20 protein-coding genes are annotated in these 26,167 nt (G+C 71.3%); 6 read left to right on the forward strand and 14 right to left on the reverse strand.

Annotation, left to right across the window (positions count from 1 at the left end):
- Positions 1 to 10 precede the first annotated feature (10 nt).
- From OHO27_RS12070 to OHO27_RS12080, 3 genes are read left to right on the forward strand one after another with little or no spacing between them, the layout of a single operon-like run.
- Positions 11 to 1,759, forward strand: a complete 1,749-nt coding sequence (locus OHO27_RS12070; RefSeq protein WP_328423092.1) for an ABC transporter permease subunit — start codon at positions 11 to 13, stop codon at positions 1,757 to 1,759.
- Positions 1,749 to 2,714: an ABC transporter ATP-binding protein gene (locus tag OHO27_RS12075; RefSeq protein ID WP_328423094.1), complete on the forward strand. Its 966-nt coding sequence runs from the start codon at positions 1,749 to 1,751 to the stop codon at positions 2,712 to 2,714. Before OHO27_RS12070 ends, OHO27_RS12075 begins: the two co-directional genes overlap by 11 nt.
- Positions 2,707 to 3,420, forward strand: coding sequence for a dipeptide/oligopeptide/nickel ABC transporter ATP-binding protein (locus OHO27_RS12080; RefSeq protein ID WP_328423096.1), 714 nt, complete (start codon positions 2,707 to 2,709; stop codon positions 3,418 to 3,420). Before OHO27_RS12075 ends, OHO27_RS12080 begins: the two co-directional genes overlap by 8 nt.
- On the opposite strand, the gene OHO27_RS12085 is transcribed toward OHO27_RS12080, so the two are convergent.
- Entirely contained in the window at positions 3,374 to 3,958 is a 585-nt protein-coding gene (locus OHO27_RS12085; RefSeq protein ID WP_328423098.1) for a TetR/AcrR family transcriptional regulator, read from the reverse strand. The two genes, OHO27_RS12080 and OHO27_RS12085, sit on opposite strands and share 47 nt — an antisense overlap.
- Positions 3,959 to 4,054: 96 nt before the next feature.
- Here OHO27_RS12085 and OHO27_RS12090 point away from each other — a divergent pair, with 96 nt between their 5' ends.
- Positions 4,055 to 5,611, forward strand: a complete 1,557-nt coding sequence (locus OHO27_RS12090; RefSeq protein ID WP_328423100.1) for an MFS transporter — start codon at positions 4,055 to 4,057, stop codon at positions 5,609 to 5,611.
- Positions 5,612 to 5,631: 20 nt separating this feature from the next.
- On the opposite strand, the gene serA is transcribed toward OHO27_RS12090, so the two are convergent.
- From serA to OHO27_RS12120, 6 genes are all read right to left on the reverse strand, one after another.
- Positions 5,632 to 7,221 carry a phosphoglycerate dehydrogenase gene (gene serA, locus OHO27_RS12095; RefSeq protein ID WP_328423102.1) on the reverse strand — a complete coding sequence of 530 codons (1,590 nt, stop codon included), beginning with the start codon at positions 7,219 to 7,221 and terminating at the stop codon, positions 5,632 to 5,634.
- A gap of 230 nt (positions 7,222 to 7,451) precedes the next feature.
- Positions 7,452 to 8,450, reverse strand: a complete 999-nt coding sequence (ilvC, locus tag OHO27_RS12100) for a ketol-acid reductoisomerase (RefSeq protein ID WP_328423104.1) — start codon at positions 8,448 to 8,450, stop codon at positions 7,452 to 7,454.
- Between the two features lie 128 nt (positions 8,451 to 8,578).
- Positions 8,579 to 9,103 (reverse strand): acetolactate synthase small subunit, encoded by a 525-nt coding sequence (gene ilvN, locus OHO27_RS12105; RefSeq protein ID WP_328423106.1) that lies wholly within the window; start codon positions 9,101 to 9,103, stop codon positions 8,579 to 8,581.
- A 21-nt stretch (positions 9,104 to 9,124) separates the two neighbouring features.
- Complete coding sequence (locus OHO27_RS12110; protein ID WP_328423108.1) at positions 9,125 to 10,981, reverse strand: acetolactate synthase large subunit; 1,857 nt, start codon at positions 10,979 to 10,981, stop codon at positions 9,125 to 9,127.
- A 238-nt stretch (positions 10,982 to 11,219) separates the two neighbouring features.
- Positions 11,220 to 14,270: a putative bifunctional diguanylate cyclase/phosphodiesterase gene (locus OHO27_RS12115; RefSeq protein WP_328423110.1), complete on the reverse strand. Its 3,051-nt coding sequence runs from the start codon at positions 14,268 to 14,270 to the stop codon at positions 11,220 to 11,222.
- A gap of 451 nt (positions 14,271 to 14,721) precedes the next feature.
- On the reverse strand, positions 14,722 to 15,672 hold the full coding sequence (locus OHO27_RS12120) for a 2-hydroxyacid dehydrogenase (protein ID WP_328423112.1): 951 nt from the start codon (positions 15,670 to 15,672) through the stop codon (positions 14,722 to 14,724).
- Positions 15,673 to 15,748: 76 nt separating this feature from the next.
- Between OHO27_RS12120 and OHO27_RS12125 the strand changes: the two genes are divergently transcribed.
- Together OHO27_RS12125 and OHO27_RS12130 are read left to right on the forward strand one after the other, a co-directional pair.
- Positions 15,749 to 16,747 (forward strand): aldo/keto reductase, encoded by a 999-nt coding sequence (locus OHO27_RS12125; protein WP_328423114.1) that lies wholly within the window; start codon positions 15,749 to 15,751, stop codon positions 16,745 to 16,747.
- Between the two features lie 385 nt (positions 16,748 to 17,132).
- The gene (locus OHO27_RS12130; RefSeq protein ID WP_328430408.1) at positions 17,133 to 18,272 is read left to right on the forward strand and encodes a PQQ-dependent sugar dehydrogenase; all 1,140 of its coding nucleotides are present in this window, start codon (positions 17,133 to 17,135) and stop codon (positions 18,270 to 18,272) included.
- 10 nt (positions 18,273 to 18,282) lie between these two features.
- Here the strand turns inward: OHO27_RS12130 and OHO27_RS12135 are convergent, their stop codons facing one another.
- The 7 genes from OHO27_RS12135 to OHO27_RS12165 form a co-directional block, all read right to left on the reverse strand.
- Positions 18,283 to 18,498, reverse strand: a complete 216-nt coding sequence (locus tag OHO27_RS12135; RefSeq protein ID WP_328430409.1) for a DUF6191 domain-containing protein — start codon at positions 18,496 to 18,498, stop codon at positions 18,283 to 18,285.
- Between the two features lie 44 nt (positions 18,499 to 18,542).
- Positions 18,543 to 21,587 (reverse strand): helix-turn-helix transcriptional regulator, encoded by a 3,045-nt coding sequence (locus OHO27_RS12140; protein WP_328423116.1) that lies wholly within the window; start codon positions 21,585 to 21,587, stop codon positions 18,543 to 18,545.
- 158 nt (positions 21,588 to 21,745) lie between these two features.
- On the reverse strand, positions 21,746 to 21,928 hold the full coding sequence (locus OHO27_RS12145) for a hypothetical protein (RefSeq protein WP_328423118.1): 183 nt from the start codon (positions 21,926 to 21,928) through the stop codon (positions 21,746 to 21,748).
- 215 nt (positions 21,929 to 22,143) lie between these two features.
- Positions 22,144 to 22,722, reverse strand: coding sequence for a hypothetical protein (locus OHO27_RS12150; RefSeq protein ID WP_328423120.1), 579 nt, complete (start codon positions 22,720 to 22,722; stop codon positions 22,144 to 22,146).
- A gap of 55 nt (positions 22,723 to 22,777) precedes the next feature.
- Entirely contained in the window at positions 22,778 to 23,353 is a 576-nt protein-coding gene (locus tag OHO27_RS12155) for a GNAT family N-acetyltransferase (protein ID WP_328423122.1), read from the reverse strand.
- On the reverse strand, positions 23,331 to 25,559 hold the full coding sequence (locus OHO27_RS12160; RefSeq protein ID WP_328423124.1) for an MMPL family transporter: 2,229 nt from the start codon (positions 25,557 to 25,559) through the stop codon (positions 23,331 to 23,333). The genes OHO27_RS12155 and OHO27_RS12160 overlap by 23 nt, the downstream gene beginning before the upstream one ends.
- A gap of 213 nt (positions 25,560 to 25,772) precedes the next feature.
- Positions 25,773 to 26,162, reverse strand: a complete 390-nt coding sequence (locus OHO27_RS12165; RefSeq protein ID WP_328423126.1) for a hypothetical protein — start codon at positions 26,160 to 26,162, stop codon at positions 25,773 to 25,775.
- Positions 26,163 to 26,167 lie beyond the last annotated feature (5 nt).

The following is a 26,167-nucleotide window of genomic DNA, read 5'->3' on the forward strand; positions in this document are numbered from 1 at the left end:
CCCGCGTCACATGGGGCCCACCGCAAGGAAGTCGATCGGCCCCGCCGCCCTGACCCGCCTCGTCTGCCTGGTCGCCGTCCTGGCCACCGTCGGCCTGCTCCCCTGGCTCTCCCACACGGACCCGGCGCTCACTGTGCTGCGCGCCCGGTCGGCCGAGCAGGAGGCGACCGACGAGGCCCTGTCCGCGATCCGCCAGGACCTCGGGCTGGACGCCGGCCCCCTTTCCCTGCTGGGGACTTGGGCCTCGGACCTGCTGCACGGCGACTTCGGCACCTCCTGGGTGTCGGGCACCGACGTGCTGCCGTCCGTCGTCGCCGGCCTCCAGGTGTCGCTGGGCCTGATGGGCGCGGCGCTCGGCGTGGCGGTCGCGCTGGCCGCCGTGCTGGTGGCGCCGGTGCTGGTGCGCGGTCGCGGGTCGGCCGGGACCTTCGCCGCCATGCTCGCCGCCGTACCCGAGTTCCTGCTGGCCACCGTCGCGCTGCTGGTCTGCGGCGTGTGGCTGGGCACGCTGCCGACGGCCGGCTGGGCCGGCCCCGAGTACCTGGTGCTGCCCGCTCTCGCCCTCGGTGTCCCGGCGGGCGGCCTGCTCGGCCGGCTGGTCGCGGACGCGCTGCCCGCCGTCCTCGACGAACGGTGGGTGGAACTGTGGCGGGGCGCGGGAGTGCGCCGTACGACGATCTCGGCGGCCGCCCTCAAGCGCGTACTGCCGCCGCTGGTACCGCAGTTCGGCATGGTCGCCGTCGGCCTGACCGGCGGCGCGGTCGCGGTGGAGCTGGTGTTCGCGGTGCCCGGCATCGGCCGTACCGCTCTGGGCGCGGCCAAGTCGCAGGATCTGCCGCTGCTCCAGGGCTCGGTGCTGGCTCTGCTGCTGCTCGGCCTGGTCGCCGGCGCGGCGGCGGCGCTCACCCGGCGCCGACTGCTCGGCCCCGCCCTGCGGGACGCCGGACTGACACTGCCCCCGGCCCGCCCGGTCCGTGCCCACCCGGCGATCCCGTCGGCGCTGCTCACGGCCCTCGCCGTGCCCATCGGCTGGGGCCTGCTGCGCGACCCGTACACGGTGAACACGGCCGCCCGCCTCGTCGCCCCCTCCTGGGCGCACCCGCTCGGCACCGACGCCCTCGGCCGCGACGTGCTCGCCCGGCTCGGGCACGGGGCCGCCTCGACCGTCGGCACGGCCGCCGCCATCTGCGCGCTGAGCCTGCTCCTCGCGCTCGCGCTGGGCTTCCTGCCCGGAGTCGCGGCGGGCGCCGCGGCCAGCGCCAACGCCCTGCCCCCGGTGATCGTCGGCATCCTGGGCGCGGCCGCGACCGGCCCCGGCACCGGCGGCGCCGCCCTCGCCGTCGCGCTGATCTCGTGGCCCGCGCTGTCCGCGCACGCGGCGGCGCTGGTGCAGGAGGTGCGCGCGTCGGCGTTCCTCACCGCCCAACGGGCCATGGGCGCGACCCCGTTCTGGATCCTCACCCGGCACGTCCTGCCGTCCGTCGCCGCCCCGGTCGCCCGCCACGCCCTGCTGCGCCTGCCCGGTATCGCCCTCGCCCTGGCCTCCCTCGGCTTCCTGGGCCTGGGCGCGCAGCCGCCGGCGCCCGAGTGGGGCCTGCTGCTGGACGAGTCCCGCGCCTATGTCGAACGCGCCCCGTGGGCGGCCCTCGCCCCGGCCGTCGCTCTGGCCCTGCTGGCGGGGCTGGCGGTGACGGGAGCGGCGGCGGTACGGGGCCGGGGAGCCCGTGCCGTACGGAAGGAGGCCCCCGTTGAAGCCTGAGAACAGCCCCGATGTGCTCCTCTCGGTACGTGACCTGCATATCGCCTTCGACGGCGTCGAGGCCGTGCGCGGCCTGTCCTTCGACGTCCGTCCGCGCGAAGTCCTCGCGATCGTGGGCGAGTCGGGCGCGGGCAAGTCCCTCACGGCACGGGCGCTGATGGGCATGCTGCCGCGGGGCGCGACGACGGGCGGGACGATCGAGCCGGACCTCTCGGCCCACCGCGGCCGCCGCATCTCGCTCGTCCCGCAGGACGCCCTGTCCGCCCTCTCCCCCGTGCACCCGGTCGGCGATCAACTCGCCGCCGCCGTACGGTCGGTGACCCGCGTCTCCCGCAAGGAGGCCCGGGCACGGGCGGTCGCCGCGCTCGACCGGGTCGGCATCGCGGACGCCGCCCGCACGGCGCGGGCGTATCCGCACGAGTACTCCGGCGGCATGCGCCAGCGTGCGGTCATCGCCATGGCGACGATCAACGAACCCCACATAGTGGTCGCCGACGAACCCACCACCGCCCTGGACGAGGAGCACCGCGACCAGGTGCTCCGGGTGCTCGCCGAGCGGCGGGAGGCCGTCGGTGCCGCGCTCGTCCTGGTCACGCACGACATGGACGTCGTACGGGACCACGCGGACCGCGTGCTGGTCATGTACGCCGGACGCCTCACCGAGCTCGGCCCGGCTCAGGGGGTGCTGAGCCGCCCCCGCGCCCCGTACACGGCAGGCTTGCTCGCCTCCCTCCCCCAGCAGGCACCCCCCGGCCGCCGCCTCCCCGCCCTGCGCGGCACCCCACCCGCCCCGGGCACCCTCCCACCGGGCTGCGCCTTCACCCCGCGCTGCCCGCTGGCGGCGGACCCCTGCCATCGGACGGAACCGGCACCGCAGCACGTGGACGGACGCCTGGTCGCCTGCCATCGCTGGCCGGAACTCCCGCATCCGGCCATGGAGTTGTTCCATGAGTGACGCTTTGCTGGACGTCCGCGAGCTCGTGGTCCGCTACGGCGACACGAGAGCCGTCGACCATGTCTCCTTCACCCTGGCCGCGGGCGAGACCCTCGCCCTGAACGGCCCCTCCGGCTGCGGCAAGTCGTCGACGGGCCTGGCAGTGCTGCAACTACGCCGCCCGGACGCCGGTGAAGTCCGCTTCGAGGGACGCGAGTTGACGACCCTCGCCGAAGCCGAGCTGCGCCCGATCCGCCCGCGCATGCAGCCGGTCTTCCAGGACCCGTACGGCTCGCTCAGCCCCCGCCACCGCATCCGCGACGCGGTGGCCGAACCGTTGAAGGTGCAGGGCCGCTGGCACGCCGCCGACGGTCCCGCGCGCGTCGCCGAACTCCTCGACCGGGTCGGCCTTGACCCGTCGTACGGCGACCGCCGTCCGCACGAGCTCTCCGGCGGCCAGTGCCAACGCGTCGGAATCGCCCGCGCACTGGCCTCGGAGCCACGCCTGCTGGTTCTCGACGAACCGGTCTCGTCCCTCGACCCGTCGGTGCGCGCCGGCGTGCTGAATCTGCTCGCCGACCTGCAGGACGATCTCGGCCTCGGGTACCTGTTCGTCTGCCATGACCGGGCGGTCGTACGGCACTTCGCGGACCGGGTGATCGAGATGCGGGACGGGCGGGTCACTTCCGAGTGGCTGCCTCCAGCACCTGGCGCAGGCCCTCGGTGAGCTGATCCGCGCGGGGCGCGGTCTTCGGGTCGAACATCCACTGCGCGATGAGACCGGTCATCAGGGTCACGTAGAACCTGCCGAGGGTGTCCACGGTCTCTTCCGGGACGTCCTCTTCCCGGCCGCCCATGAGCAGCGGAATCAGTCCGCGACAGGCCTCCCGCTGAGCCACCGCCAGATGGTCGCGGACTTCCGGCAGCTGGTCGCCCATGACGACGATCTCCATGCTGAGCCGCCACAGGGAGCCGGGCCCGCTCATGGTGCCGATGATGTTCGACCACACCTCGCGGAACCGTTCGAGCGAGCCGGGCTCGGTGGTGACCCCAATGACCTCGTCGCCGTCGAAGGCGTCGCTCATCCCCTCGACCAGCGACACATACGCCTGGGCGAGCAGCGCGTCCTTCGAGCCGTAGTGGTAGCCGATGGAGGCCAGGTTGGCCCCTGACTCCTTGACGATGTCCCGCGCCGTCGTGCGCGCGAACCCCTTGTCGAGCAGGCAGCGCTTGGCGCCCTCCATCAAATCCTCACGGTGTCCCATGCGCTCACCCTACCGCCGATCCATACAACCGTCCTATACACCCGTATTACACAGTTGTTCTAGACAAGCGTTTAAGACGCGCGTACATTCACCGCCATGACAACGAACCCGACGAGCACCACCACGCCTCCCTCTCCCGGCGCCGGACGACGCGAATGGACCGCTCTCGGCGTGCTGATGCTGCCGCTGCTGCTGGTCTCGATGGACGTCTCCGTCCTCTACTTCGCCGTCCCGTCGATCAGCGCCGACCTGGAGCCGAGCGGCACCCAGCAGCTGTGGATCTTCGACATCTACGCCTTCGTGCTGGCCGGCCTGCTGATGACGATGGGCTCGCTCGGCGACCGCATCGGCCACCGCCGGCTCCTGCTGATCGGCGCCGCCGCCTTCGGTGCCGCCTCGCTGCTGGCGGCGTACGCGAACAGCGCCGAGATGCTGATCGCGGCCCGCGCGGTCCTCGGCATCGGCGGCGCGACCCTGATGCCGTCGACGATGGCCATGCTCCGCACGCTGTTCACCGACCCCGGCCAGCGGGCGAAGGCAGTCGGCGTGTGGTCCGGCGTGATGACCGGCGGAATCGCGCTCGGCTCGGTGATGAGCGGCGTGCTGGTCGAGCACTTCTGGTGGGGCTCGGTCTTCCTGGTCAACCTGCCCGCGATGGCCCTGCTGCTGGTGCTCGGCCCGCTGCTGCTCCCCGAGTCGAAGAACCCTTCCCCCGACCGCTTCGACTGGCTGAGCGTCCCGCTGTCGATGGCGGCCGTGCTCCCCGTGATCTACGGCCTGAAGGAGATCCCCTCCGAGGGCTTCAACGTCCGCTACGTCGTCTCGATCACCGTCGGCCTGCTCTTCGCGGCCCTCTTCGTGCACCGCCAGCGCACGGCCGCCTCACCGATGATCTCGCCCGCCCTGTTCCGGGGCCGGGGCTTCGCGCCGTCGGTCGTCCTGAACCTCGTCTGCATGTTCGGGGTGATGGGCTCGGCCTACTTCACCACGCAGTACCTGCAGTCGGTGCTCGGCAAGGGCGCGCTGGAGGCGGCCCTGTGGGCGCTGCTGCCGTCAGTGCCGATCGGGGCGGCGGGGCCGATCGCGACCCATCTGGTGCAGCGGGGCGTCAACCGTGCCTACGTCGTCACGGCGGGCTTCGCCATCTCCGCGGCCGGATTCGCGCTGCTCGCCCTCGCCGGCACGGACTCCCTGTGGCTGGTGCTGACGTCGTGCGCGGTCATCGCCGTCGGGGGCGTCGTCGTGATGTCCCAGATCATGGACCTCGCGCTGGGCACCGCCCCGGTGGAGCGGATGGGCTCGGCATCGTCCCTGATGGAGACCGCCGGCGAGTTCGGCGGCGCCATGGGCATGGCGGTGCTCGGCTCGATCGGTACGGCCATCTACCGCCATGAGATCCCCTCCTCCGCACCGGACGTGGCGCACGAGACGCTGGGCGGAGCGCTGGCGGTCGCCGACCGGGTGCCGGGTCTGGCCACGCTCGCGCGAGAGGCGTTCACCAGCGGGATGCAGGGGGCGGCGATCGCGGGCGCGTTGCTGCTGGTGGGGGCGGCGGTGCTGGCGGCGGTCACGCTGCGCCGGGTCGAGCTCCGGGAGCCGGCATGCGAAACGCCGGACGAGCCGAGCAAGCTCAGCGCGTCCGGCGTTCGATAGGGCTCGGCGTGCGACGGGCCTCAGGCCAGGTTCACCGCACGGGCCGACGTCGCCCCGATCTCCTCGGCGACCTCGGTCAGCACCCCGGCGGGCACCGTGTCGTCGACGGTCAGGACGGCCAGCGCCTCGCCACCGGCGACGGCACGCGAGACCTGCATGCCGGCGATGTTGATGCCCGCCTCGCCGAAGACACGGCCGACCGTGCCGACGACGCCCGGACGGTCCTCGTACCTCAGGACGACCATGTGGTCGGCGAGCGCGAGGTCCACGTCGTACTCGCCGACCGCGACGATCTTCTGCAGGTGCTTGGGGCCGGCCAGCGTGCCGGACACCGACACCTCCTCGCCGCCCGCGAGCGTGCCGCGCACGGTGACGACGTTGCGGTGGTCGGTGGCCTCCGAGCTGGTCGTCAGCCGGACCTCGACGCCGCGCTCCTGGGCGAAGAGCGGGGCGTTGACGTACGACACCGTCTCGTCCACGACGTCCTCGAAGACACCCTTGAGGGCGCTGAGCTCCAGCACCTTCACATCGTGCTGGGTGATCTCGCCGTACACCTCGACGTCGAGGCGGACCGCGACCTCACCGGCGAGCGCCGTGAAGATACGGCCCAGGCGCTCGGCGAGCGGCAGACCCGGCTTGACGTCCTCGGCGATGACGCCGCCCTGGACGTTCACCGCGTCGGGCACGAGCTCACCGGCGAGGGCGAGGCGCACCGAGCGGGCCACGGCGATACCGGCCTTCTCCTGCGCCTCGTCGGTGGAGGCGCCGAGGTGCGGGGTGCTGACGACCTGGTCGAACTCGAAGAGCGGGGAGTCCGTGCAGGGCTCCTTCGCGTACACGTCGAGACCGGCGCCGGCGACCCGGCCCTCCTTGAGGGCGGAGTACAGCGCCTCCTCGTCGACGATCCCGCCGCGCGCGGCGTTGACGATGCGCACGCTGGGCTTGACCTTGCGCAGCGCCTCGTCGCCGATCAGGCCGAGGGTCTCGGGGGTCTTGGGCAGGTGGACGGTGATGAAGTCGGAGACCTCGAGCAGCTCGTCCAGCGACAGCACCTTGACGCCCATCTGCGCGGCCCGCGCGGGCTGCACATAGGGGTCGTAGGCGACGACCTTCATGCCGAAGGCCGACATGCGCTGCGCGACGAGGGCGCCGATCCGGCCCAGGCCCACGACACCGAGGGTCTTCTCGGCCAGCTCGACGCCCGTGTACTTGCTGCGCTTCCACTCGCCGTTCTTCAGCGCGGCGTTGGCCTGCGGGATGTTGCGGGCGGTGGCGAGCAGGAGACCGCAGGCGAGCTCGGCGGCGGTCACGATGTTCGAGGTGGGAGCGTTGACGACCATCACGCCGGCCTTGGTGGCGGCGGCGACGTCGACGTTGTCCAGGCCGACGCCGGCCCGTGCCACGACCTTGAGCTTGCGCGCGGCGGCGACAGCCTCGGCGTCGACCTTGGTGGCGGAGCGGATCAGGATCGCGTCGACGTCGGCGATGGCGGGCAGCAGCTCGGCCCGGTCGGCGCCGTTGCACTGCCGGATCTCGAAGTCCGGACCAAGCGCGTCCACGGTCGCGGGCGAAAGCTCTTCAGCGATGAGTACGACGGGTTTCGAGCTCACGTGAGTCCTCACATGTCCAATGCGGACGGCCGTCCCGACGGCCGCATGCGGTGGAGGGGGCTTGCCGCGTGGAAGACGCACGACGCTGTGGGCCTGACGCGTATGTATGACGGCAGTCTAGTGCCGTGACAGAGGTCGTCCTGCGCCTCTTCGGAAGGATCACCCGTCCGTGATGCGACGGGTTGGACAACGGGGCCGGAGCAGCATCCTCCGGCCCCGTCACCTGAGGCTTACGCCTCCTCGTTCACCCAGCTCATGAGCTTGCGCAGCTCCTTGCCGGTGGTCTCCAGCAGGTGCTCGGAGTCCTGCTGCTTGTACTCGTTGTACTTCTTCAGTCCGCCGTGGTACTCGTCCATCCAGGCCTGGGCGAAGGTGCCGTCCTGGATCTCGGCGAGGACCTTCTTCATCTCGGCCTTGGTGGCGTCCGTGATGATGCGCGGGCCGGTGACGTAGTCGCCCCACTCGGCGGTCTCGGAGATCGACCAGCGCATCTTCTCCAGGCCGCCCTCGTACATGAGGTCCACGATCAGCTTCAGCTCGTGCAGGCACTCGAAGTACGCGATCTCCGGCTGGTAGCCGGCCTCGGTCAGCGTCTCGAAACCGGCCTTGACCAGGGCGGCCGTACCACCACAGAGGACGGCCTGCTCACCGAACAGGTCGGTCTCGGTCTCCTCGGTGAAGGTCGTCTTGATGACGCCGGCGCGGGTGCCGCCGATGCCCTTGGCGTACGACAGGGCCAGCGCGAAGGCGTCGCCGGAGGCGTCCTGCTCGACGGCCGCGATGCACGGAACGCCGCGGCCCTCCTCGTACTGGCGGCGCACCAGGTGGCCCGGGCCCTTCGGGGCGACCATGCAGACGTCCACGCCGGCCGGGGGCTTGATGAAGCCGAAGCGGATGTTCAGGCCGTGGCCGAAGAACAGCGCGTCGCCGTCCTTCAGGTTGTCCTTGATGTGGTCCTCGTACACCTGGGCCTGGATCGGGTCCGGGACGAGGATCATGATGACGTCGGCCTCGGCGGCGGCCTCCGACGGCGTCACCACGCGCAGGCCCTGCTCCTCGGCCTTCGCCTTGGACTTGGAGCCCTCGTGCAGACCGACGCGGACGTCGACACCCGAGTCACGGAGCGACAGCGCGTGGGCGTGGCCCTGGCTGCCGTAACCGATGACCGCGACCTTGCGGCCCTGGATGATGGACAGGTCGGCGTCGGCGTCGTAGAACAGCTCGGCCACTTTGGGTTCTCTCCTTGTGTGCAGGTGTTGCGTCCCACCGTATGACGGGGGGCTGAAGGGAAGTTTCGGGGTCTCGCCATACGGGCGCTATCCGGACGGCCGGTGTCACCCGGCCGTCCGAACGCGTCCTACGCCGAGCGGTCGAGCGCGCGCAGCGAACGGTCCGTGATGGAACGGGCGCCGCGGCCGATCGCGATCGTGCCGGACTGGACGAGCTCCTTGATGCCGAAGGGCTCCAGCATCTTCAGCATGGCCTCCAGCTTGTCACTGGAGCCGGTGGCCTCGATGGTCACGGCCTCCGGGGAGACGTCGACGGTCTTGGCGCGGAACAGCTGGACGATCTCGACGATCTGGGAGCGGGTCTCGTTGTCGGCGCGCACCTTCACCAGAACGAGTTCGCGCTGAACGGCCGCCCCCGGCTCCAGCTCGACGATCTTCAGCACGTTGACGAGCTTGTTGAGCTGCTTCGTCACCTGCTCCAGCGGCAGGTCGGCGACGCTCACCACGATGGTGATGCGGGAGATGTCGGGGTGCTCGGTGACGCCGACCGCGAGCGAGTCGATGTTGAAGCCGCGGCGGGAGAACAGGGCGGCGATCCGGGCCAGGATGCCGGGCGTGTTCTCCACCAGGACGGAGAGCGTGTGCTTGGACATGATCTTTTACGTCTCTCTCGCTCAGTCGTCTTCGTTGTCGCCGAAGTCGGGGCGGACGTCCCGGGCGGCCATGATCTCGTCGTTGGAGGTGCCGGCGGCGACCATCGGCCAGACCATCGCGTCCTCGTGGACGATGAAGTCGACGACGACGGGGCGGTCGTTGATGGAGTTCGCCTCTTCGATGACCTTGTCGAGGTCCTCCGGCGACTCGCAGCGGATCGCGTAGCAGCCCATGGCCTCCGACAGCTTCACGAAGTCGGGGACCCGGGTGCCGGCGCTCGGCTGCTTGCCGTCCGCCTCCGGGCCGCTGTGCAGCACGGTGTTGGAGTAGCGCTGGTTGTAGAAGAGGGTCTGCCACTGGCGGACCATCCCGAGGGCGCCGTTGTTGATGATCGCGACCTTGATCGGGATGTTGTTCAGGGCGCAGGTGGTGAGCTCCTGGTTGGTCATCTGGAAGCAACCGTCACCGTCGATCGCCCAGACCGCCTTCTGGGGCGCGCCGGCCTTGGCGCCCATCGCGGCCGGAACGGCGTAGCCCATCGTCCCGGCGCCGCCGGAGTTCAGCCAGGTGGCCGGCTTCTCGTACTGGATGAAGTGGGCCGCCCACATCTGGTGCTGGCCGACGCCGGCCGCGAAGACCGTGCCCTCCGGCGCGAGTTGGCCGATGCGCTCGATGACCTGCTGCGGGGACAGCGAACCGTCGTCGGGCTGGTCGTAGCCGAGCGGGTAGGTGTCGCGCCAGCGGCTCAGGTCCTTCCACCAGGCGCTGTAGTCACCCTGGTGGCCCTCGGCGTGCTCCTTCTGCACGGCCTGCACCAGGTCGGCGATGACCTCGCGGGCGTCACCGACGATCGGCACGTCGGCCTCGCGGTTCTTGCCGATCTCGGCCGGGTCGATGTCGGCGTGGACGATCTTGGCGTACGGGGCAAAGCTGTCCAGCTTGCCGGTGACGCGGTCGTCGAAGCGGGCTCCGAGGGCGACGATCAGGTCGGCCTTCTGCAGCGCGGTGACGGCGGTGACCGCACCGTGCATGCCCGGCATTCCCACGTGCAGCGGGTGGCTGTCGGGGAATGCGCCGAGCGCCATCAGGGTGGTGGTGACGGGCGCTCCGGTGAGTTCGGCGAGGACCTTCAGCTCGGCGGTGGCGCCGGCCTTGAGGACGCCGCCGCCGACGTAGAGGACGGGCCGCTTGGCGGCGGTGATCAGCTTGGCGGCCTCGCGGATCTGCTTGGCGTGCGGCTTGGTGACGGGCCGGTAGCCGGGCAGGTCCATCACGGGCGGCCAGGAGAACGTGGTCTTCGCCTGGAGGGCGTCCTTGGCGATGTCGACCAGGACCGGGCCCGGGCGGCCGGTGGAGGCGATGTGGAACGCCTGCGCGATCACCCGCGGGATGTCCTCGGCCTTGGTGACGAGGAAGTTGTGCTTGGTGATCGGCATCGTGATGCCGACGATGTCCGCCTCCTGGAAGGCGTCCGTACCGATGGCCTTGGAAGCCACCTGCCCGGTGATCGCCACGAGCGGCACCGAGTCCATGTGGGCGTCGGCGATCGGCGTGACCAGGTTGGTGGCGCCCGGTCCCGAGGTGGCCATGCAGACGCCGACCCTGCCGGTGGCCTGCGCGTAACCGGTGGCGGCGTGACCGGCGCCCTGCTCATGGCGGACCAGGACGTGGCGCACCCTGGTGGAGTCCATCAGCGGGTCGTACGCCGGAAGGATCGCACCACCCGGAATGCCGAATACCGTGTCGGCGCCGACCTCCTCGAGCGAACGGATGAGGGACTGCGCACCCGTGACGTGCTCGGGGGCGGACTGGTGTCCTCCGGATCGGGGCCGGGGCTGCGGGTGATGGGCCCCGGTGGCCTGCTCGGTCATCGGCATTCTCTTCTCGATGCTGAGGGTTTTTGCGAAGTTTGAGCGGAGTTTCGGTGCTGCACGACAGGTGCTTGTGCAACAAAAAACCCCTCGTGCCATAAGGCAAGCGAGGGGAGCGCGCCGGGTGTGGTCGCTGGGAGTTCCGGGTTCTGTCCGGACGTCACCAGCTTCAGCCGACGCGCTTTCCAAGTACGAGAATTCGGGTGCGCATGGCACAGACCCTCTCCCCGGCACGCACCCACTGTCAAGTGGGTGGGACGGGAGTCTCATTATGTGAGCGCAGGCCACTTCCGCCTCCGAGAACAGCGGACACACCACCGGTGTACACCCCCGCACTCCTCTCCATGGCTCGTTCACCTCTCACGCCGCCCGCGAACGCCGGCTCGGCCGGCCCATGCGGCACCGGATAGTGGCCGGAACTCAGCGCCCGGCGCAGCCGGTACTCGTCCAGCGGCCCGGAGAACGCCATGCCCTGCCCGTGCGTGCACCCCATCGCCCGCAGGGCGACGACCTGTTCCGGCAGGTCCACGCCGTCGGCCACGGACTGCAGCCCCAGGTCGCCGGCGATCCGCAGCAGCCCACCGGTGATCTTGTGCAGCCGCGCGGACTCGACGACACCCTCGACCAGACCACGGTCGAGCTTGATCACGTCGACGGGGAGCCGGCGCAGGGCCGTGATCGCCGCGTATCCGCTGCCGAAGCCGTCCAGGGCGACCCGGACGCCGAGTCGGTGCAGACCGTTCAGGCGGCGCTCCAGTTCATCCAGTGAGACGCGCGGGTCCAGGTCGGACAGCTCGATGATCAGCGACCCGGACGGCAGCCCGTGCCGGGTCAGCAACGCCTCGATCGAGCCGAGCGGCATCGACCGGTCCAGCAGCCGACGCGCGCCCACCCGCACCGCGACGGGTACGGCGAGCCCGGTCGCGGTGCGCTCGGCGGCCTGCTCCACGGCCTCCTCCAGCATCCAGCGGCCCAGCTCGGCGGTCTTGTCGCTGTCCTCGGCCACCCGCAGGAACTCGGCGGGCGTGAACAGCACCCCTTGCGAGGACCGCCAGCGCGCCTGGGTGACGACCGATGCGATCCGGCCGCTGTCCAGACACACCACCGGCTGGTGCAGCAGCGCGAACTCCCCGTCGTGCAGCGCGGCCCGCAGACGCGTGGCCAGCTCCGCCTTCCGTACGACGTCCTGCTGCATCTGCGGCTTGTACAGCTCGACCCGGCCCTTGCCGCCCGCCTTCGCGCGGTACATGGCGAGGTCGGCGTTGCGCAGCAGTTCCCCCGCGCCGAGGCCGGGCTCGGCGAAGGCGACGCCGATGGAGGCGTTGACGCGGACATCGTTGCCGTCGATGAGGTACGGCTGCGACAGCGTCACCCTGAGGCGGTCGGCGAGCTCCAGGATGTGTCGTTCACGGGCGGTGCGGTCACGGGTGTTGTCCCCGGCGATCAGGGCCGCGAACTCGTCGCCGCCCAGCCGGGAGGCCGTGTCCCCGCCCCGGACCGCGTCCTGGAGTCTGCGGGCGGCCTGGACGAGCAGTTCGTCGCCTGCCTGGTGTCCGATCGTGTCGTTGACGCCCTTGAAGCCGTCGAGGTCGATGAAGAGGACGGCCGTGTTGCGCAGGGCGATGCCCCGGTCGGAGGCACGTCGGCCGGACAGGGCCTGCTGGACCCGCTTGGTGAACAGCGCGCGGTTGGGCAGGTCGGTGAGCGGGTCGTGCTCGGCGTTGTGCTGGAGCTGGGCCTGCAGGCGCACTCTTTCGGTCACGTCCCGGCTGTTGAAGATGAGGCCGCCGTGGTGACGGTTGACGGTCGACTCGACGTTGAGCCAGCCGTCGTCTCCCGACCGGAAACGGCACTCGATGCGCGTAGTGGGTTCCTCGACTGGGCTGGCGGCGAGGAAGCGGCGCACCTCGTGCACCACACAGCCCAGATCCTCCGGGTGGATGAGATTGGCCAGTTCCGTGCCCACCAGTTCCTCCGCGGAGCGGCCGTAGACCCCGGCGGCGGCCGGGGAGACGTACCGGAGGATGCCGTTCGGCGCGGCGATCATGATGACGTCGCTGGAGCCCTGCACCAGGGAGCGGAAGTGGTTCTCCTTCTGGGCCAGTTCCTGGGTGAGGGTGATGTTGTCGAGCAGCATGATGCCCTGGCGCATCACGAGGGCGAGCACGACGGTGCCGCCGGTGATGAGCACGACTCGGTCGACGCTGCGGCCGTTGAGGACGTTGTAGAGGATCCCCAGCGTGCAGACGGCGGCCGCGAGGTACGGCGTGAGGGCGGCCAGGGAACCGGCGATCGGACGGGTGACCGGGTACCGGCTGTGCTCACCTCCCTGCGCGGGCGTGTGGTGATGGCTTCCACCACGCTGTCCGGGCACGTGTCCCGGCACGTGCTCGTGCACCACGCGCGTGTGCCCTGTGCCGTCCTGCCGCTCGCCGTCTCCCTGCCGGGGCGCGGCCCACGGGGCGTACGCCAGGAGCAGCGAGCCGGCGAACCAGCCCGCGTCGAGCAACTGGCCGGAGCGGTAGCTGTTGTGCATCAGCGGCGAGGTGAACAGGGCGTCACACATCACGGTCAGCGCCAGCGCGCCGATCGCGGTGTTGACCGCGGTGCGGTTCACCGACGAGCGGCGGAAGTGCAACGCGAGCACCATGCTGACCAGGGCGATGTCGAGCAGCGGGTAGGCGAGCGAGAGCGCGGAGTGCGCCACGCTGGCCCCGCCGTTCGAGTCGATCTTGGCCGCCTGGGCGAGGGCGAGGCTCCATGCCAGCGTCAGCAGCGAGCCGCCGATCAGCCACGCGTCGAGCGCGAGGCAGACCCAGCCGGCCCTCGTCACCGGCCGCTTGGCGAGCACCAGGAGTCCCACGATGGCGGGCGGCGCGAAGCACAGGAAGAACCCGTCGGCGTAGGAGGGGCTGGGCACGGGTCGCTGCAGGACGACCTCGTACCATCCCCAGACCAGGTTGCCGAGGGCGGCCATGGCCGAGGAGAGGGCGAACAGCAGCCAGGCGGGTCGAAAGCGGATACGGCGGCCACGGGCGTAGCGGAAGCAGGACACGGCGGCGGCTCCCGCCGCGGCGGCCAGCCCGAAGTCGCCCATGATCAGCGCGAGTTGCTCCGAACCCCAGCCGAGCGCGGAACCGACGGCGTATCCCGCGCACACCAGGGCCAGAACGAGCTGCGGAACCAGCCCCGAGCCGCCGCCGAAGGACGACGGCCGGGGCAGCAGCGCGGCCGACGAGGGCTGAGCCCGCAGCCCCGCACTCAGCGTGGTCGTGGAGGGCGGTGGCGAGCTCACCGGACCCTCCCGGTCCGCGCCGCTCGCGGGTCCCGAGGGTCCCGGTGCGCTGGGTGCGCATGCCGCCTGCGGCTGCTGTGCCCGCGGTGGTGGTGGCCGTGACGACAGCCGTGAGTGCCGTGGTGCCCGCGTCTGCGCGCGGCCGTTCGCCAGGGTCGCCGCCGACGGCTCCGTCGCGTCGGATTGCTCGTCCATAGGCCGTGCATCGCCCGTCGCCCCCCTCACAAATCTGACATGTCCATCCCCGGCGCCGAAATGCCGGCGCAGCCCCTGTCGGCGACGATACACCAGTCTCGTCACTCAGGGACATAGCACCTCTACGCTCCGTGACGACCAGCGCATATGCGAGTACGGACCGCTTCCGAGAGGTTGCGGACGGTACTCGAAGCGGGTCTTAGGACCTGTAGCGCGCGGCGCGCACGGCACCCGCGGGAAGCTCAGCCTGCGAGCGTCACGCGCGTGCCGCGCCCGTCGTAAGGATCACGTTGCGAAGGGGCTCACGGTTCACGTAACGAGTGAGCTGGTCCACCAGCAACCGCTTGGCGCGCGGCAGGAACGCCGACGTCGGTCCGCCCACGTGCGGACTGATCAGTACGCCCGGCGCACGCCACAGCGGGTGATCCCGGGGCAGCGGCTCGGGGTCGGTGACGTCCAGGGCCGCGGTGATGCGTCCGGTCTCCAGCTCCGCCAGCAGCGCCTTCGTGTCCACGACGCCGCCACGCGCGACGTTGACCAGCAGCGCGCCGTCCTTCATGCGGGCGAGGAAGTCGGCGTCGGCCATGTGCCGGGTGGCCGCCGTGAGGGGCGTGGAGAGGATGACGACGTCCGCTTCCGGAAGCAGGGCGGACAGTTCGGTGAGCGGAAGCACGGGTCCGCGCGCCGTGGTGCGCTCAGAGCGCGCGACGCGCGCCACCCGCGCGAGTTCAAAGGGTGCGAGCCGGTCCTCGATGGCGGCGCCGATCGAGCCGTACCCCACGATGAGGACGTTCTTGTCCGCCAGCGCGGGCCGGAAACCGCTGAGCCACTCCCCTCTGTCCTGGGCCCGAACGAAGTCGGGTACGCCGCGCAGCGAGGCGAGGATCAGAGTGAGCGTGAGCTCGGCGGTGCTCGCCTCGTGCACCCCGCGCGCGTTGCACAGCCGCACGCCCGGGCGCAGGTGCTTCAGGCCCGACTCCACATGATCGATGCCGGCGGAGAGCGTCTGCACGACCTCCACGGAGCTCATCTCCGGCAGGGGACGCTGTCCGATTCCCGGCGGCTTCATGTAGGGGACGACGTAGAAGGCGCACTCGGCCGGGTCGGCGGGGAAGCTCTCCTCGCCGTTCCAGAAGCGGTAGTGCGGGCCCGCCGGGAGGCCCTCGACCTCTTCCGGCGGGATGGGGAGCCACACGTCAGCAGTCATGCCTTGGAGGCTATGTCAGGCGAACAGGAGTGCAGAGGTTAGGTTGGGGTGCCGAAAGAGGGAGGGTCACGGCCAGGTGGAGCGCAGGACGATCGGCGCGGCGGCGCTCGCGGTGGGAGCCGTCGGACTCGGGTGCATGCCGATGAGCTGGGCCTACAGCTCGTCGCGGCAGCGGGGCGAGGAGTCGCTCAGGGCGGTGCACCGGGCGCTCGATCTGGGCTCGACACTGCTGGACACGGCCGACATGTACGGCCCGTTCACCAATGAGCTGCTGTTGGGGCGGGTGTTGAAGGAGCGACGGCAGGACGCGTTCGTGTCGACCAAGGTCGGCCTGCTCGTGGGCGAACAGCACATCGTGGCCAACGGCCGTCCCGGCTATGTGAAGCGCGCCTGCGACGCTTCCTTGCGCCGCCTGCAGACGGACGTCATCGACCTCTACCAACTGCATCGCGCGGACCCCGAAATACCGGTCGAGGAGACCTGGGGCGCGATGGCGGAACTCGTTCGGGCCGGAAAGGTACGGGCGTTGGGGCTGTGCGCGGTGGGCGCGCGGGGTGGCCGCCGCTCGGGAACCCGTCTGCACGACATGACGATCCGCCAGTTGCAGCGGGTGCAGCAGGTCTTCCCGGTGAGCGCCGTACAGGCGGAACTGTCGGTCTGGTCGCCGGAGGCACTGGAGACGCTGCTGCCGTGGTGCGAGGCCCGGGGCATCGGCTTCCTGGCCGCGATGCCCCTGGGCAACGGCTTCCTCAGCGGCAGGCTGACCCCCGGCGAGGGCTTCGAACCGGACGACGTCCGCGCCCGCCACCCGCGCTTCACCGCGGAGATGATGGCGGCGAACCAGCCCATAGTCGCCGGCCTGCGCCGCATCGCGTCCCGCCACGGGGTGGGCGTCACCCCGGCGCAGGTGGCCCTGGCGTGGGTCCTGGCCCAGGGGCGGCACGTCGTCACCGTGCCGGGGGCGAAGCAGGAGCGCTGGGTGGGCGAGAACGCGGCGGCCGGGGGGCTGCGGCTGACAGAGACGGATCTGGCGGAGGTGGCGGAGCTGCCGGGGGCGTTGGGGTCGTGGGACTGACGGCGCAAGGGCCCTGACCCCGAAATCGCCGGGCTCGGGGTCGAGGCCGGGCGGGGGCCGGGCGGGGGCCGACCGGCTGCTGTGCGGGGGACCGGGCGGACCTGCGGGCCGCCGCGAACCCCTCTCGGTGGCCCGCGCACCCTGCCGCGGCCCCGTCCCGTCGCGAAGTCCCGGCTGCCCAACCCTGTCCCGCCGAGCGCCGCGATTGGGCTTGACCGCAGGTCACAGGCACCGACTGCCGATCACACACGAACGGGACGCCCGCACGGCGGTGGTTCGAGGTTCATGGATCGGGAACCTGTGAGGCGCGAGCGGTGTAAGAAAAAGCAGAAGCCGCCGCGTCGAAGGGACCTTGATCGTGCAACGTCGAGTTGTGACGGCCGTGATGGCCGCGGCCGCGCTCCTGCTCACGGCCGGCTGTTCCTCCGACGACGGGGGATCACCGGGCGAGGGTGGAGCCGCGGCACCGAGCAGCAGTAAGGCCGCGGGGTCGTCGCCCTCCGGTCAGGCCGCCGAGGAGACCCCGCCGGCGAAGGGCTCCGTCAAGGTGGTGCGCACGGTCGCCGAGGGCCTGAACACCCCCTGGGGCCTGGCCCCACTCCCCGACGGCGACCTGCTCGTCTCCTCCCGCGACGAGGCCACGATCACGCGGGTCGACGGGAAGACGGGCAAGAAGACGGAGCTGGGCGAGGTACCGGGGGTGTCCCCGGCGGGCGAGGGCGGCCTCATGGGCCTGGCGCTGTCGCCGGACTACGCCTCGGACCACATGATCTACGCGTACTTCACCTCGGCCTCGGACAACCGCATAGTCCGCGTGCTGTACGACGAGCAGCGCCCCGCCGGCGAGCAGCTCGGCGCACCCGACACGATTTTCAAGGGCATCCCCAAGGGCTTCATCCACAACGGCGGCCGGATCGCCTTCGGCCCCGACAAGATGCTGTACGCGGGCACGGGCGAGAGCGGTGACACGGGCCTGTCCCAGGACAAGGAGTCCCTGGGCGGCAAGATCCTCCGCATGACGCCGGAGGGCGAACCGGCTCCGGGCAACCCCTTCGCCGACTCCCCCGTGTACTCGTACGGGCACCGCAACGTCCAGGGCCTGGCCTGGGACGCCAAACAGCGCCTGTTCGCGGCGGAGTTCGGCCAGGACACCTGGGACGAGCTCAACGCGATCAAGCCGGGCGACAACTACGGATGGCCAGAAGTCGAGGGCAAGTCCGACAACGCCAAGTACCGCAGCCCACTCGCCCAGTGGGGCACCGACGACGCCTCCCCCAGCGGCATCGCCTACGCCGAGGGCTCCGTCTGGATGGCCGGCCTGAAGGGCCAGCGTCTGTGGCGCATCCCCCTCGACGGGACCGAGGCATCGGCCGACCCGCAGGCCTTCCTGGAGGGCGAGTACGGCCGGCTGCGGACGGTCGTTGCGGCGGGCGGCGACAAGCTGTGGGTGACGACGAGCAACACGGACGGCCGGGGCGACCCGAAGGACGGGGACGACCGGATCCTGGAGGTGCAGGTGACCTGAGCGACCGCCCTCACCCCTCCCCGTCGCGCCTCCCGTCACCCCCGTCGTCGTCCCCCTCGGCCGACGGTTCGGGCGGTCGTACGACGACCTTCCCGGACGCGAGATCTATCGGTCCGCGCCCGGGGTCGTTGTCCCCGACGTCCTCGCGGGTCAGTTCCAAGCGGTTCTGTTCGTCGGTGGTGTGCTTGCGGCCGGGCGCGAAGAGTTCCTCGAACGCGTTGAACACGGAACCTCCCTGGGCCGACATCCCTTACAGCGTAAACCTCGGGCTTATGTCCCGGACGGGAGCGTTTCGGTCGCGAACATCCCCGTCCGATGCGCCACGGCCGCAGCCTCTCCCCTCCCGGAGACGCCGAGCTTGCCCAGGATGTTCGAGACGTGGACGCTGGCCGTCTTCGGGGAGATGAAGAGTTCCTCGGCGATCTGGCGGTTGGTGCGGCCGGCCGAGACCAGGCGCAGGACGTCTCGTTCGCGGGTGGTGAGGCCGAGGGAGTCGGCCGGGTCGGCCGGGGGCGGGGCTGTGGCAAGGGCGAGGCGGGCTCGCTGGGCGAGGTGCGTCGTGGCGTCGACGAGCGGGCGGGCCTTCAAATGGGTGGCCGCGGCCCGGGTCAGGCGGAGCAGTTCCGTGGCGCGGGCGCGCTCGTCGTCGCCGCCGACGGCGAGCAGGGCCTCGGCCAGGCGGTGGCGGACCCGGGCGAGGTCGTAGGGCCGCTCCAGGGCCTCGAAGGCGGTGACCACGTCCGACCAGGTGTCGGTCGCGGTGCGGCCCTCGGCGCGGTCGAGTTCGGCCCGGGTCCACTTCTCGTAGGCGAGCCACAGGGGTGCGCCCGTGGTGAGCTTGCGGACGGCGTCGAAGAGCCGTTCCAGGAAGGCGGTGCGATCCTCCTGTGCGGCGGGCAGTGCCTGGGCGCGGGCGTCGGACTCGGCGATGGCGGCGGCCAGCAGCAGCGGCCAGGCGTAGCGGTGGGTGCCGGGCGGGAAGCCGGCGCCCAGGACCCGGTCGGCCTCCGCACGGGCGTCGAGGACACGGCCCTCGGCGGCGGCTGTGCCGAGGGCCAGGACGGACATCGGCAGGTTGTTCTGCGGCATGGGGTCGTGGGTGCCGTAGGAGGCGCGGGCGGCGGCGAGATGGCGGGCGGCCTCGGTGACCTCTCCGCGGGCGAGTGCGAGATGGGCGAGGCTGTTGGAGGCCCCGCCGCGCAGCTTGGCGGACTGCCCGGTGCGCTGGGCGTTCACCGCGGCGTCGGCGGCCTCGTCCCAGCGGCCCAGGGAGACCAGCGACTCGGCGAGGTTCGTCCAAATCCACGCCTCGGAGTCGCGCAGCCCCCACTCCTGAGTGAGGCGCAGTCCCTCGCGCAGGATGCCGACAGCGTCCTGCGAGCGGCCGATGCCTTCGAGCGCGGAGGGCAGGTTCACATGGCTCCGGCCCACCACCGTGGTGATGCCACGGGTCAGTACCTCTTCCTTGACCTCGTACATCTGGGCCAGTCCGGCGTCGATGTGGCCGGCGTCGACCATGAGGCCGCCGAGGGTGAGGCGCGCGTTGAGTTCGATGTCCTCGGCGCACACCATGCGGGCGTACTCCACGGCCCGCTCGGCGGCCGACATGGCGTCAGGGCCGGGGGCACGCAGCATCGACCAGTTGGCCGCGGTGGCCAGCACCTCGGCGTGCACCTCGGACGGCGGCAGGCCGCGCACCAGCTCCTGGGCGGTGCCCAGCTCCTTCCAGCCGTCGCCGCGGGCCAAGGCCTGCGTCAGGCGGGAGCGCTGGACCCAGAACCAGGCGGCGCGCAGCGGATCGCCCTCGTCCTCGAGCAGATGCAGAGCGCGCTTGGTGATCTTCAGGGCGCGTTCGCGCTCCCCGCAGAGCCGTCCGGCGACGGCGGCCTCGGCCATCAGGTCGAGGTAGCGCAGGGGTGTGGTGTCGGGGTCGCAGCCGCAGGGAGGGTAGACCTCGGTGTAGTCGACGGGGCGCAGGGTGGCCCGGATGTCCTCGGGGGCGGTGTCCCACAACTCCATCGCGCGTTCCAGCAGCCGCAGTTGCTCGGAGTGGGCGTGCCGGCGGCGGGCGGTGACGGAGGCGTCCAGGACGGCGGGCAGGGCCTTGGCCGGATCGTGGGCGTGGTACCAGTAGCTGGCCAGCCGCATGACGCGCTCGCCGGCGGGGACGAGCGTCGGGTCCGCCTCCAGGGCTTCGGCGTAGCGGCGGTTGAGGCGGGAGCGCTCGCCGGGCAGCAGGTCGTCGCCGACGGCCTCGCGGACCAGGGAGTGCCGGAAGCGGTAGCCGTCGCCGCCGGGCGCGGCGATGAGGATGTTGGCGTTGACGGCGGCCCGCAGCGCCTCGATGAGGTCGTCCTCGGCGAGCTGGGCGACGGCGGCGAGCAGCCGGTACTCGACGGTGGAACCGCCCTCCGCGACGATCCGGGCGACCCGCTGGGCGCTTTCCGGCAGGCCCTCCACGCGGACGAGGAGCAGGTCGCGCAGGGAGTCGGTGAGGCCGGCGCAGCTGCCCTCGTGGGTGGCGACGGCGAGTTCCTCGACGAAGAAAGCGTTGCCGTCGGAGCGTTCGAAGATCTCGTCGATCTGGGCCGGGTCGGGTTCGGTGGCGAGGATGCCGGCGATCTGGCGGCCGACCTCGGCGCGGTTGAAGCGGCCGAGTTCGATGCGGCGGACCGTGCGCAGCCGGTCGAGTTCGGCGAGGAGCGGGCGCAGCGGGTGGCGGCGGTGGATGTCGTCGGAGCGGTAGGTGGCAAGGACGACGAGGCGGCCGGTGCGCAGGGTGCGGAAGAGATAGGCCAGGAGGTGGCGGGTGGAGGCGTCGGCCCAGTGCAGGTCCTCCAGGGCGACGACGACCGTGCGGCCGGCGGCGACGCGCTCCAGGAGGCGGGCGGTGTGCTCGAAGAGGCGGGCCATGCCCTCCTCGTCGGAACGGTCCTTGCCGCGGGTCGGGGCTGTCTCGCCCAACTCGGGCAGCAGCCGGGCCAGTTCCTCCTCCTGGCCGGCGGCCGCGGCGGCCAGCTCGCCGGGCAGTTGGCGGCGCAGGGCTCGCAGCGCGGTGGAGAACGGGGCGAACGGCAGCCCGTCGGCCCCGATCTCGACGCAGCCGCCGAGCGCGACGACCGCGGCGCCCTCGCCCGCGGCGTCGGCGAACTCCTCGACGAGGCGGGTCTTGCCGACCCCTGCCTCGCCGCCGATCACCAACGCCTGCGGTTCGCCCGCGGCGGCTCGGGCGAGGGCGTCGTTCAGAGTCTCCAACTCGGCTGCGCGACCGACGAACACGGGACTGACGGACCGGCTCTCCACGGGTCCGAGCATCGCATGCGCTGCGGCGAGTCCGGCATCGGTTTTCCGGGGGCTGCCGCCCCCGGAAAGCCCCTTCGGCGCTGAACGGGCCTCGTCCTCAGCTGCCGGGCGGACCGAGAGGGTCGCGGCCGGCGCCGGGAGGCCACCCTCGGCCCCCGTCGCCACCACCTTCACGCGGCGCGCGGATGCCGGAGCCTGTGGAGGCGGGATGTATGCGACTCCGCCTCCGCCGCGCCCTTGGTGGAGCGCTTCGCGGCGCGGCGGACGCGGATGGCCTCGCGGACCATGCGGTCGTGCTCGGCCTCGCGGATCAGGTCGGCGGAGCGGATGGTGTGGAGCTCGTACTCGAACATGGCAGGACCCTCGTTTTCCCTGGTGAGACGCGATTTCCGACATCGCTTGGTGCGATGGGTCAACCTTCGTCCCCAAGGCGGGTCCGCCACATCGGGAGAGTTCCGCATCTTCGGCGGCCGGGGGGCCTTAGACGCGCCTGAGGGGCCTCAGAGCGCCGTCTAAGGTACTTACGGCGGTCCTGAGGCCCCTCGGGACCTGCGGTGATTCAGGTGGTTCAGCTTGCTGAGGGCAGGCCGAGCAGCGCGTCGGTGTACTTGAGCACCGCCAGCAGCAGGCCGATGACGCCGAGCGCGACACCGCCCCAGGCGACGGACTTGATCCACGGGGCCTGCAGCTTGCCGGGCGCCCCGAACGCGGGACGGGCGAGCACGACGACGCCGACGATCAGCGCCGCCAGTGCGAACACGCCGGCCCACAGGGCGGAGGTCTGCCAGGCGTCGCGGTAGACCTCCTTGATCTGCTGGGAGACGCTCGCGTTCGAGGCGGTCTCCAGCTGGCCCACGAGGGTCTCGCGCGCGGCGGCGACCGTACCGATCCAGCCACCGGTCAGGGAGACGAGGCCGAGCGCCGTGGAGACGACCGCGGCCGCGCCCTGGCCGACAGCGGAGGGGCTCGCTTCCGTGGCCTGAGCGGTCACCTCGTCCTCGGCCTCGATGTCGTCGTTCTCCTCGACCTCGTCGGAGCCGGTGGCGTCAGTGGCATCGCTCGCCTTGACGACGTCCACCTTCTCCTCGTCGGTCTTCGCCTCAGTGCCTCGGTCGGCGCCGGTCTCGTCCACTGTCTTCGTTCCCATGCCTCGCACCGTACGGACGCTGTATGAGAGGTCTCTTAATGATCGTTGAGGCCTCTTACTGATCAGTGTGGACGGCACGCGTGCGTGCCTCACGCCACTCGGGGGCCAGGATCGACCACACCTCGACGTCGTGCCGCACCCCACGATAGGGGTAGCTCTCCCTCCGCACGCCCTCGCGGGTCATGCCGAGGCGGCGCGCCACGTTCAGGCTGGGCGTGTTCCCGGCGGAGGCGATCCACTCGACGCGGTACATGCCGCGCTGCTCGACGGCGAAGTCGATGAGTACGCGCATCGCGCGCGTCACGAGCCCCCGCCCGGTGCCGGCGGGCTCCAGCCAGCAGCCGACCTCGCAGTTGGCGCTCTCGGCGTCGAAGTTGGGGAAGAGCACCCCGCCGACCAGCTTTCCCTCCAGCCAGATGCCGTGCAGGGACCCGGTGTCGGCGGCGCGCATGTCGGCGTACCGCTGGAGTACCTCGCGCGCGGAGGCCACGTCCGTGGCCTTCGACCCGAAGGGAACGAACTGGTTGATGAACTCCCGCCCCCGATCCAGATGGGCGAGGAGCTCCTCCGCGTGCCACGGCTCCAGTGGCCGCAACTCGGCTCCGTCGTCACCCAGCGATATCGCGTACATTGCCCCGCTGCTCCTTCTCCAGTTCCGCCACGACATCGGTGAGCCTCTCATGGGCGGCGCGGGACTCGGGCGGCTCGATGCTGATGCGGGGCATGCGCTTGTCGAGCCAGCGGGGCAGCCACCAGTTGGCCCCGCCGAGCATGTGCATCAGGGCGGGGACGAGAAGGGTGCGCAGGACGAAGGCGTCCAGGGCGACGGCGGCGGCGAGGGCGATGCCGAACATGGCGATCACGCGGTCGCCGCTGAGGACGAAGGCGAGGAAGACCGAGATCATGATGACCGCGGCGGAGTTGATCACCCGGCCGGTCTCGGCGAGGCCGATCCGCACGGCCCGCCGGTTGTCACCGGTCTCCAGCCACTCCTCGTACATCCGGCTGACCAGGAAGACCTGGTAGTCCATGGAGAGGCCGAAGAGCACCGACACCATGATCACGGGGAGGAAGGGCTCGATCGGCCCGGCGCGGCCCAGCCCCAGCAGCTCGCTCCCCCAGCCCCACTGGAAGATCGCGACGACGACACCGAAGGCGGCGGCGACCGCGGCGACGTTCATCGCGGCGGCCTTCAGCGGTATGCCGACGGACCGGAAGGCGAGCAGGAGCAGCAGACAGCCCAGGCCGATGACGACGCCGACGAACAGCGGCAGCTTGCCGACGATCACGTCGGCGAAGTCGTCGTACCCGGCCGTCATGCCGCCGACGTGCACATCGAGCGAGGTGCCGGTTTCGGCGCGCGGCAGGACCTCGGAGCGCAGCCGGTCGACGAGGTCGCTGGTCTGCCGCGACTGCGGGGAGGACTCCGGTACGACGGTGAGGTAGGCAGTGTTTCCGCCGCTGTTGTACGTCGCCGGGGTCACCGCCGCGACGCCCTCGGTGGCGCGCAGGGCGGCGTCGAGGTTGTCGAGGGCGAGTTTGTCGTCGCCGCCGTCGACCTGGGTGACGAGGGTGAGCGGGCCGTTCACGCCGGGTCCGAAGCCGTCGGCGAGGAGGTCGTAGGCCTGGCGGGTGGTGGCGGACTCCGGGTTGTTGCCCTGGTCGGAGGTGCCCAGGCGCAGGCCGAGGGTGGGCAGTGCGAGGACCGTGATGAGAGCCAGGGCGATCGCGCCGAGCGCCTTGGGGTGGCGCTCCACGAACGCCGACCAGCGGGCGGCGAACCCGGTCGGCAGCTCCGGCTGGGGTCCGTGCTCAGCCAGCCGGCGCCGCTCGCGGCGGCTCAGGGCGCGCATGCCGATGAAGGACAGCAGGCCGGGCAGCAGGGTGACGGAGGCCGCGACCGTCAGGGCCACGGTCAGCGAGGCGGCTATCGCGACGCCGTTGAGGAAGCTCAGTTGCAGGATCAGCATGCCGAGCAGGGCGATGCACACCGTGGCACCCGCGAACACGACGGCCCGCCCGGTGGTCGCGACGGCGTTCGTGATCGACTCGGCGACGGGCAGCCCGCGTTTCAGCCCGCGCCGGTGCCGGGTGACGATGAACAGCGCGTAGTCGATGCCTACGCCGAGCCCGATCAGCATGCCGAGCATCGGCGCGAAGTCGGCGACGGTCATGGCGTGCCCGAGCAGCACGATCCCGGCGTACGCGGTGCCGACGCTCACCAGTGCGGTGGCGATGGGCAGCAGCGAGGCGGCGAGCGACCCGAAGGCGAGGAAGAGCACGACGGCCGCCACGGCCACCCCGACGACCTCGGCGATGTGCCCGCCGGGCGACTCGGTGAGCCCGATCGCGCTGCCGCCCAGCTCCACCTGGAGCCCGTCGGCCTGGGCGTCCTCGGCCGCGCTCACGACGGCCTGTGCGTCACCCTCGTCGAGGCTCTCGGCTCCGGCTTCGAAGGTCACGCTGGCGTACGCCGTGTGCCCGTCCTCGCTGATCTGCGCGGCGCCCTGCTTGTCGTACGGGCTGCTCACGGCCGCCACTCCGGACAGTTCCGCGATCTCGTCCAGGGTGCGCGTCATGGTCTGCTCGACGTCGGCGGCGCGCACGGTGCCGGAGGTGGTGTGCCAGACAACGGTGCCGCTGTCGCCGCCGAGGCCGGGGAAGCCGTCTTCCAACAGCTGGGTGGCGCGGCCCGATTCGGTGCCGGGGACCTGGTAGTCGTTCGAGTATGCGGAGCCGGTCACGGCGGCGGCCGCACTCACCCCGCCGAAGGCAAGCAGCCAGAGCAGTACGGCGACGAGGCGGCGCTGGACACACCAGCGTGCGAGGGCTGCCACGAACGTGCTCCCCTGGGCTATTTATGGATCTTTGACCGGGAACAGTCGTTCATATGAAGTGAACAGCCCGCAAAGAACGCGTGAGCGATGTGAAGCAAACTCTCGCAGGCGGCAATGATCGTTTGTCGCGTTCGTGCGCTTATTCACACGAGTGGGAGGCAGATCACAGGACAGTAACGGTCACTCTGTCGCTCATGAGTGGCGCCTTTCACCTCAGTCGAACTGATCCCCCAGCGCCATCACCATCACCCCGGTGACGAGCAGCCACAGTGCCCGTCGGGTGCGACCCCGCGAGCCGAGGAACGCTGCGAGCGCGCAGACGGCGGCACCGAAGGCGTAGGCGGCCGGGACGAGGGCCGGCGCGGAACCGGTGGCGCGGAGCATCGAGGCGGCCAGCCCGGCGAGGGCGAGCAGCCCCCCGCTCCCGGCCGCCGTCCAGCGGGCCCGCCGCGCCACCTGCGCCGGATCCTCGACGTCCTCCAGGTCTTCGACGTCCTCCAGGTCTTCGACGTCCTCCAAGTCCCTGCCGTCGTCCAGGTGCTCGGGCGTCTCGGTCCGCTCCTCCCCCGTCTCGGATATCTCGGAATCACCGCGTCCACTCATGGCGG

The sequence above is a fragment of the Streptomyces sp. NBC_00443 genome (genome assembly GCF_036014175.1).
In the GTDB taxonomy this organism is placed as follows: domain Bacteria; phylum Actinomycetota; class Actinomycetes; order Streptomycetales; family Streptomycetaceae; genus Streptomyces.

Excerpts from the sequence above, each read along its gene's own strand:
- OHO27_RS12155 (WP_328423122.1), bottom strand. The coding sequence starts at position 23,353 with ATGTACGCGATATCGCTGGGTGACGACGGAGCCGAGTTGCGGCCACTG.
- OHO27_RS12165 (WP_328423126.1), bottom strand. The coding sequence starts at position 26,162 with ATGAGTGGACGCGGTGATTCCGAGATATCCGAGACGGGGGAGGAGCGG.
- OHO27_RS12090 (WP_328423100.1), top strand. The coding sequence starts at position 4,055 with ATGACAACGAACCCGACGAGCACCACCACGCCTCCCTCTCCCGGCGCC.
- OHO27_RS12070 (WP_328423092.1), top strand. The coding sequence starts at position 11 with ATGGGGCCCACCGCAAGGAAGTCGATCGGCCCCGCCGCCCTGACCCGC.
- OHO27_RS12080 (WP_328423096.1), top strand. The coding sequence starts at position 2,707 with ATGAGTGACGCTTTGCTGGACGTCCGCGAGCTCGTGGTCCGCTACGGC.
- OHO27_RS12130 (WP_328430408.1), top strand. The coding sequence starts at position 17,133 with ATGGCCGCGGCCGCGCTCCTGCTCACGGCCGGCTGTTCCTCCGACGAC.
- ilvN (WP_328423106.1), bottom strand. The coding sequence starts at position 9,103 with ATGTCCAAGCACACGCTCTCCGTCCTGGTGGAGAACACGCCCGGCATC.
- OHO27_RS12145 (WP_328423118.1), bottom strand. The coding sequence starts at position 21,928 with ATGTTCGAGTACGAGCTCCACACCATCCGCTCCGCCGACCTGATCCGC.
- OHO27_RS12110 (WP_328423108.1), bottom strand. The coding sequence starts at position 10,981 with ATGCCGATGACCGAGCAGGCCACCGGGGCCCATCACCCGCAGCCCCGG.
- OHO27_RS12120 (WP_328423112.1), bottom strand. The coding sequence starts at position 15,672 with ATGACTGCTGACGTGTGGCTCCCCATCCCGCCGGAAGAGGTCGAGGGC.
- OHO27_RS12085 (WP_328423098.1), bottom strand. The coding sequence starts at position 3,958 with ATGGGACACCGTGAGGATTTGATGGAGGGCGCCAAGCGCTGCCTGCTC.
- OHO27_RS12150 (WP_328423120.1), bottom strand. The coding sequence starts at position 22,722 with ATGGGAACGAAGACAGTGGACGAGACCGGCGCCGACCGAGGCACTGAG.
- OHO27_RS12140 (WP_328423116.1), bottom strand. The coding sequence starts at position 21,587 with ATGCTCGGACCCGTGGAGAGCCGGTCCGTCAGTCCCGTGTTCGTCGGT.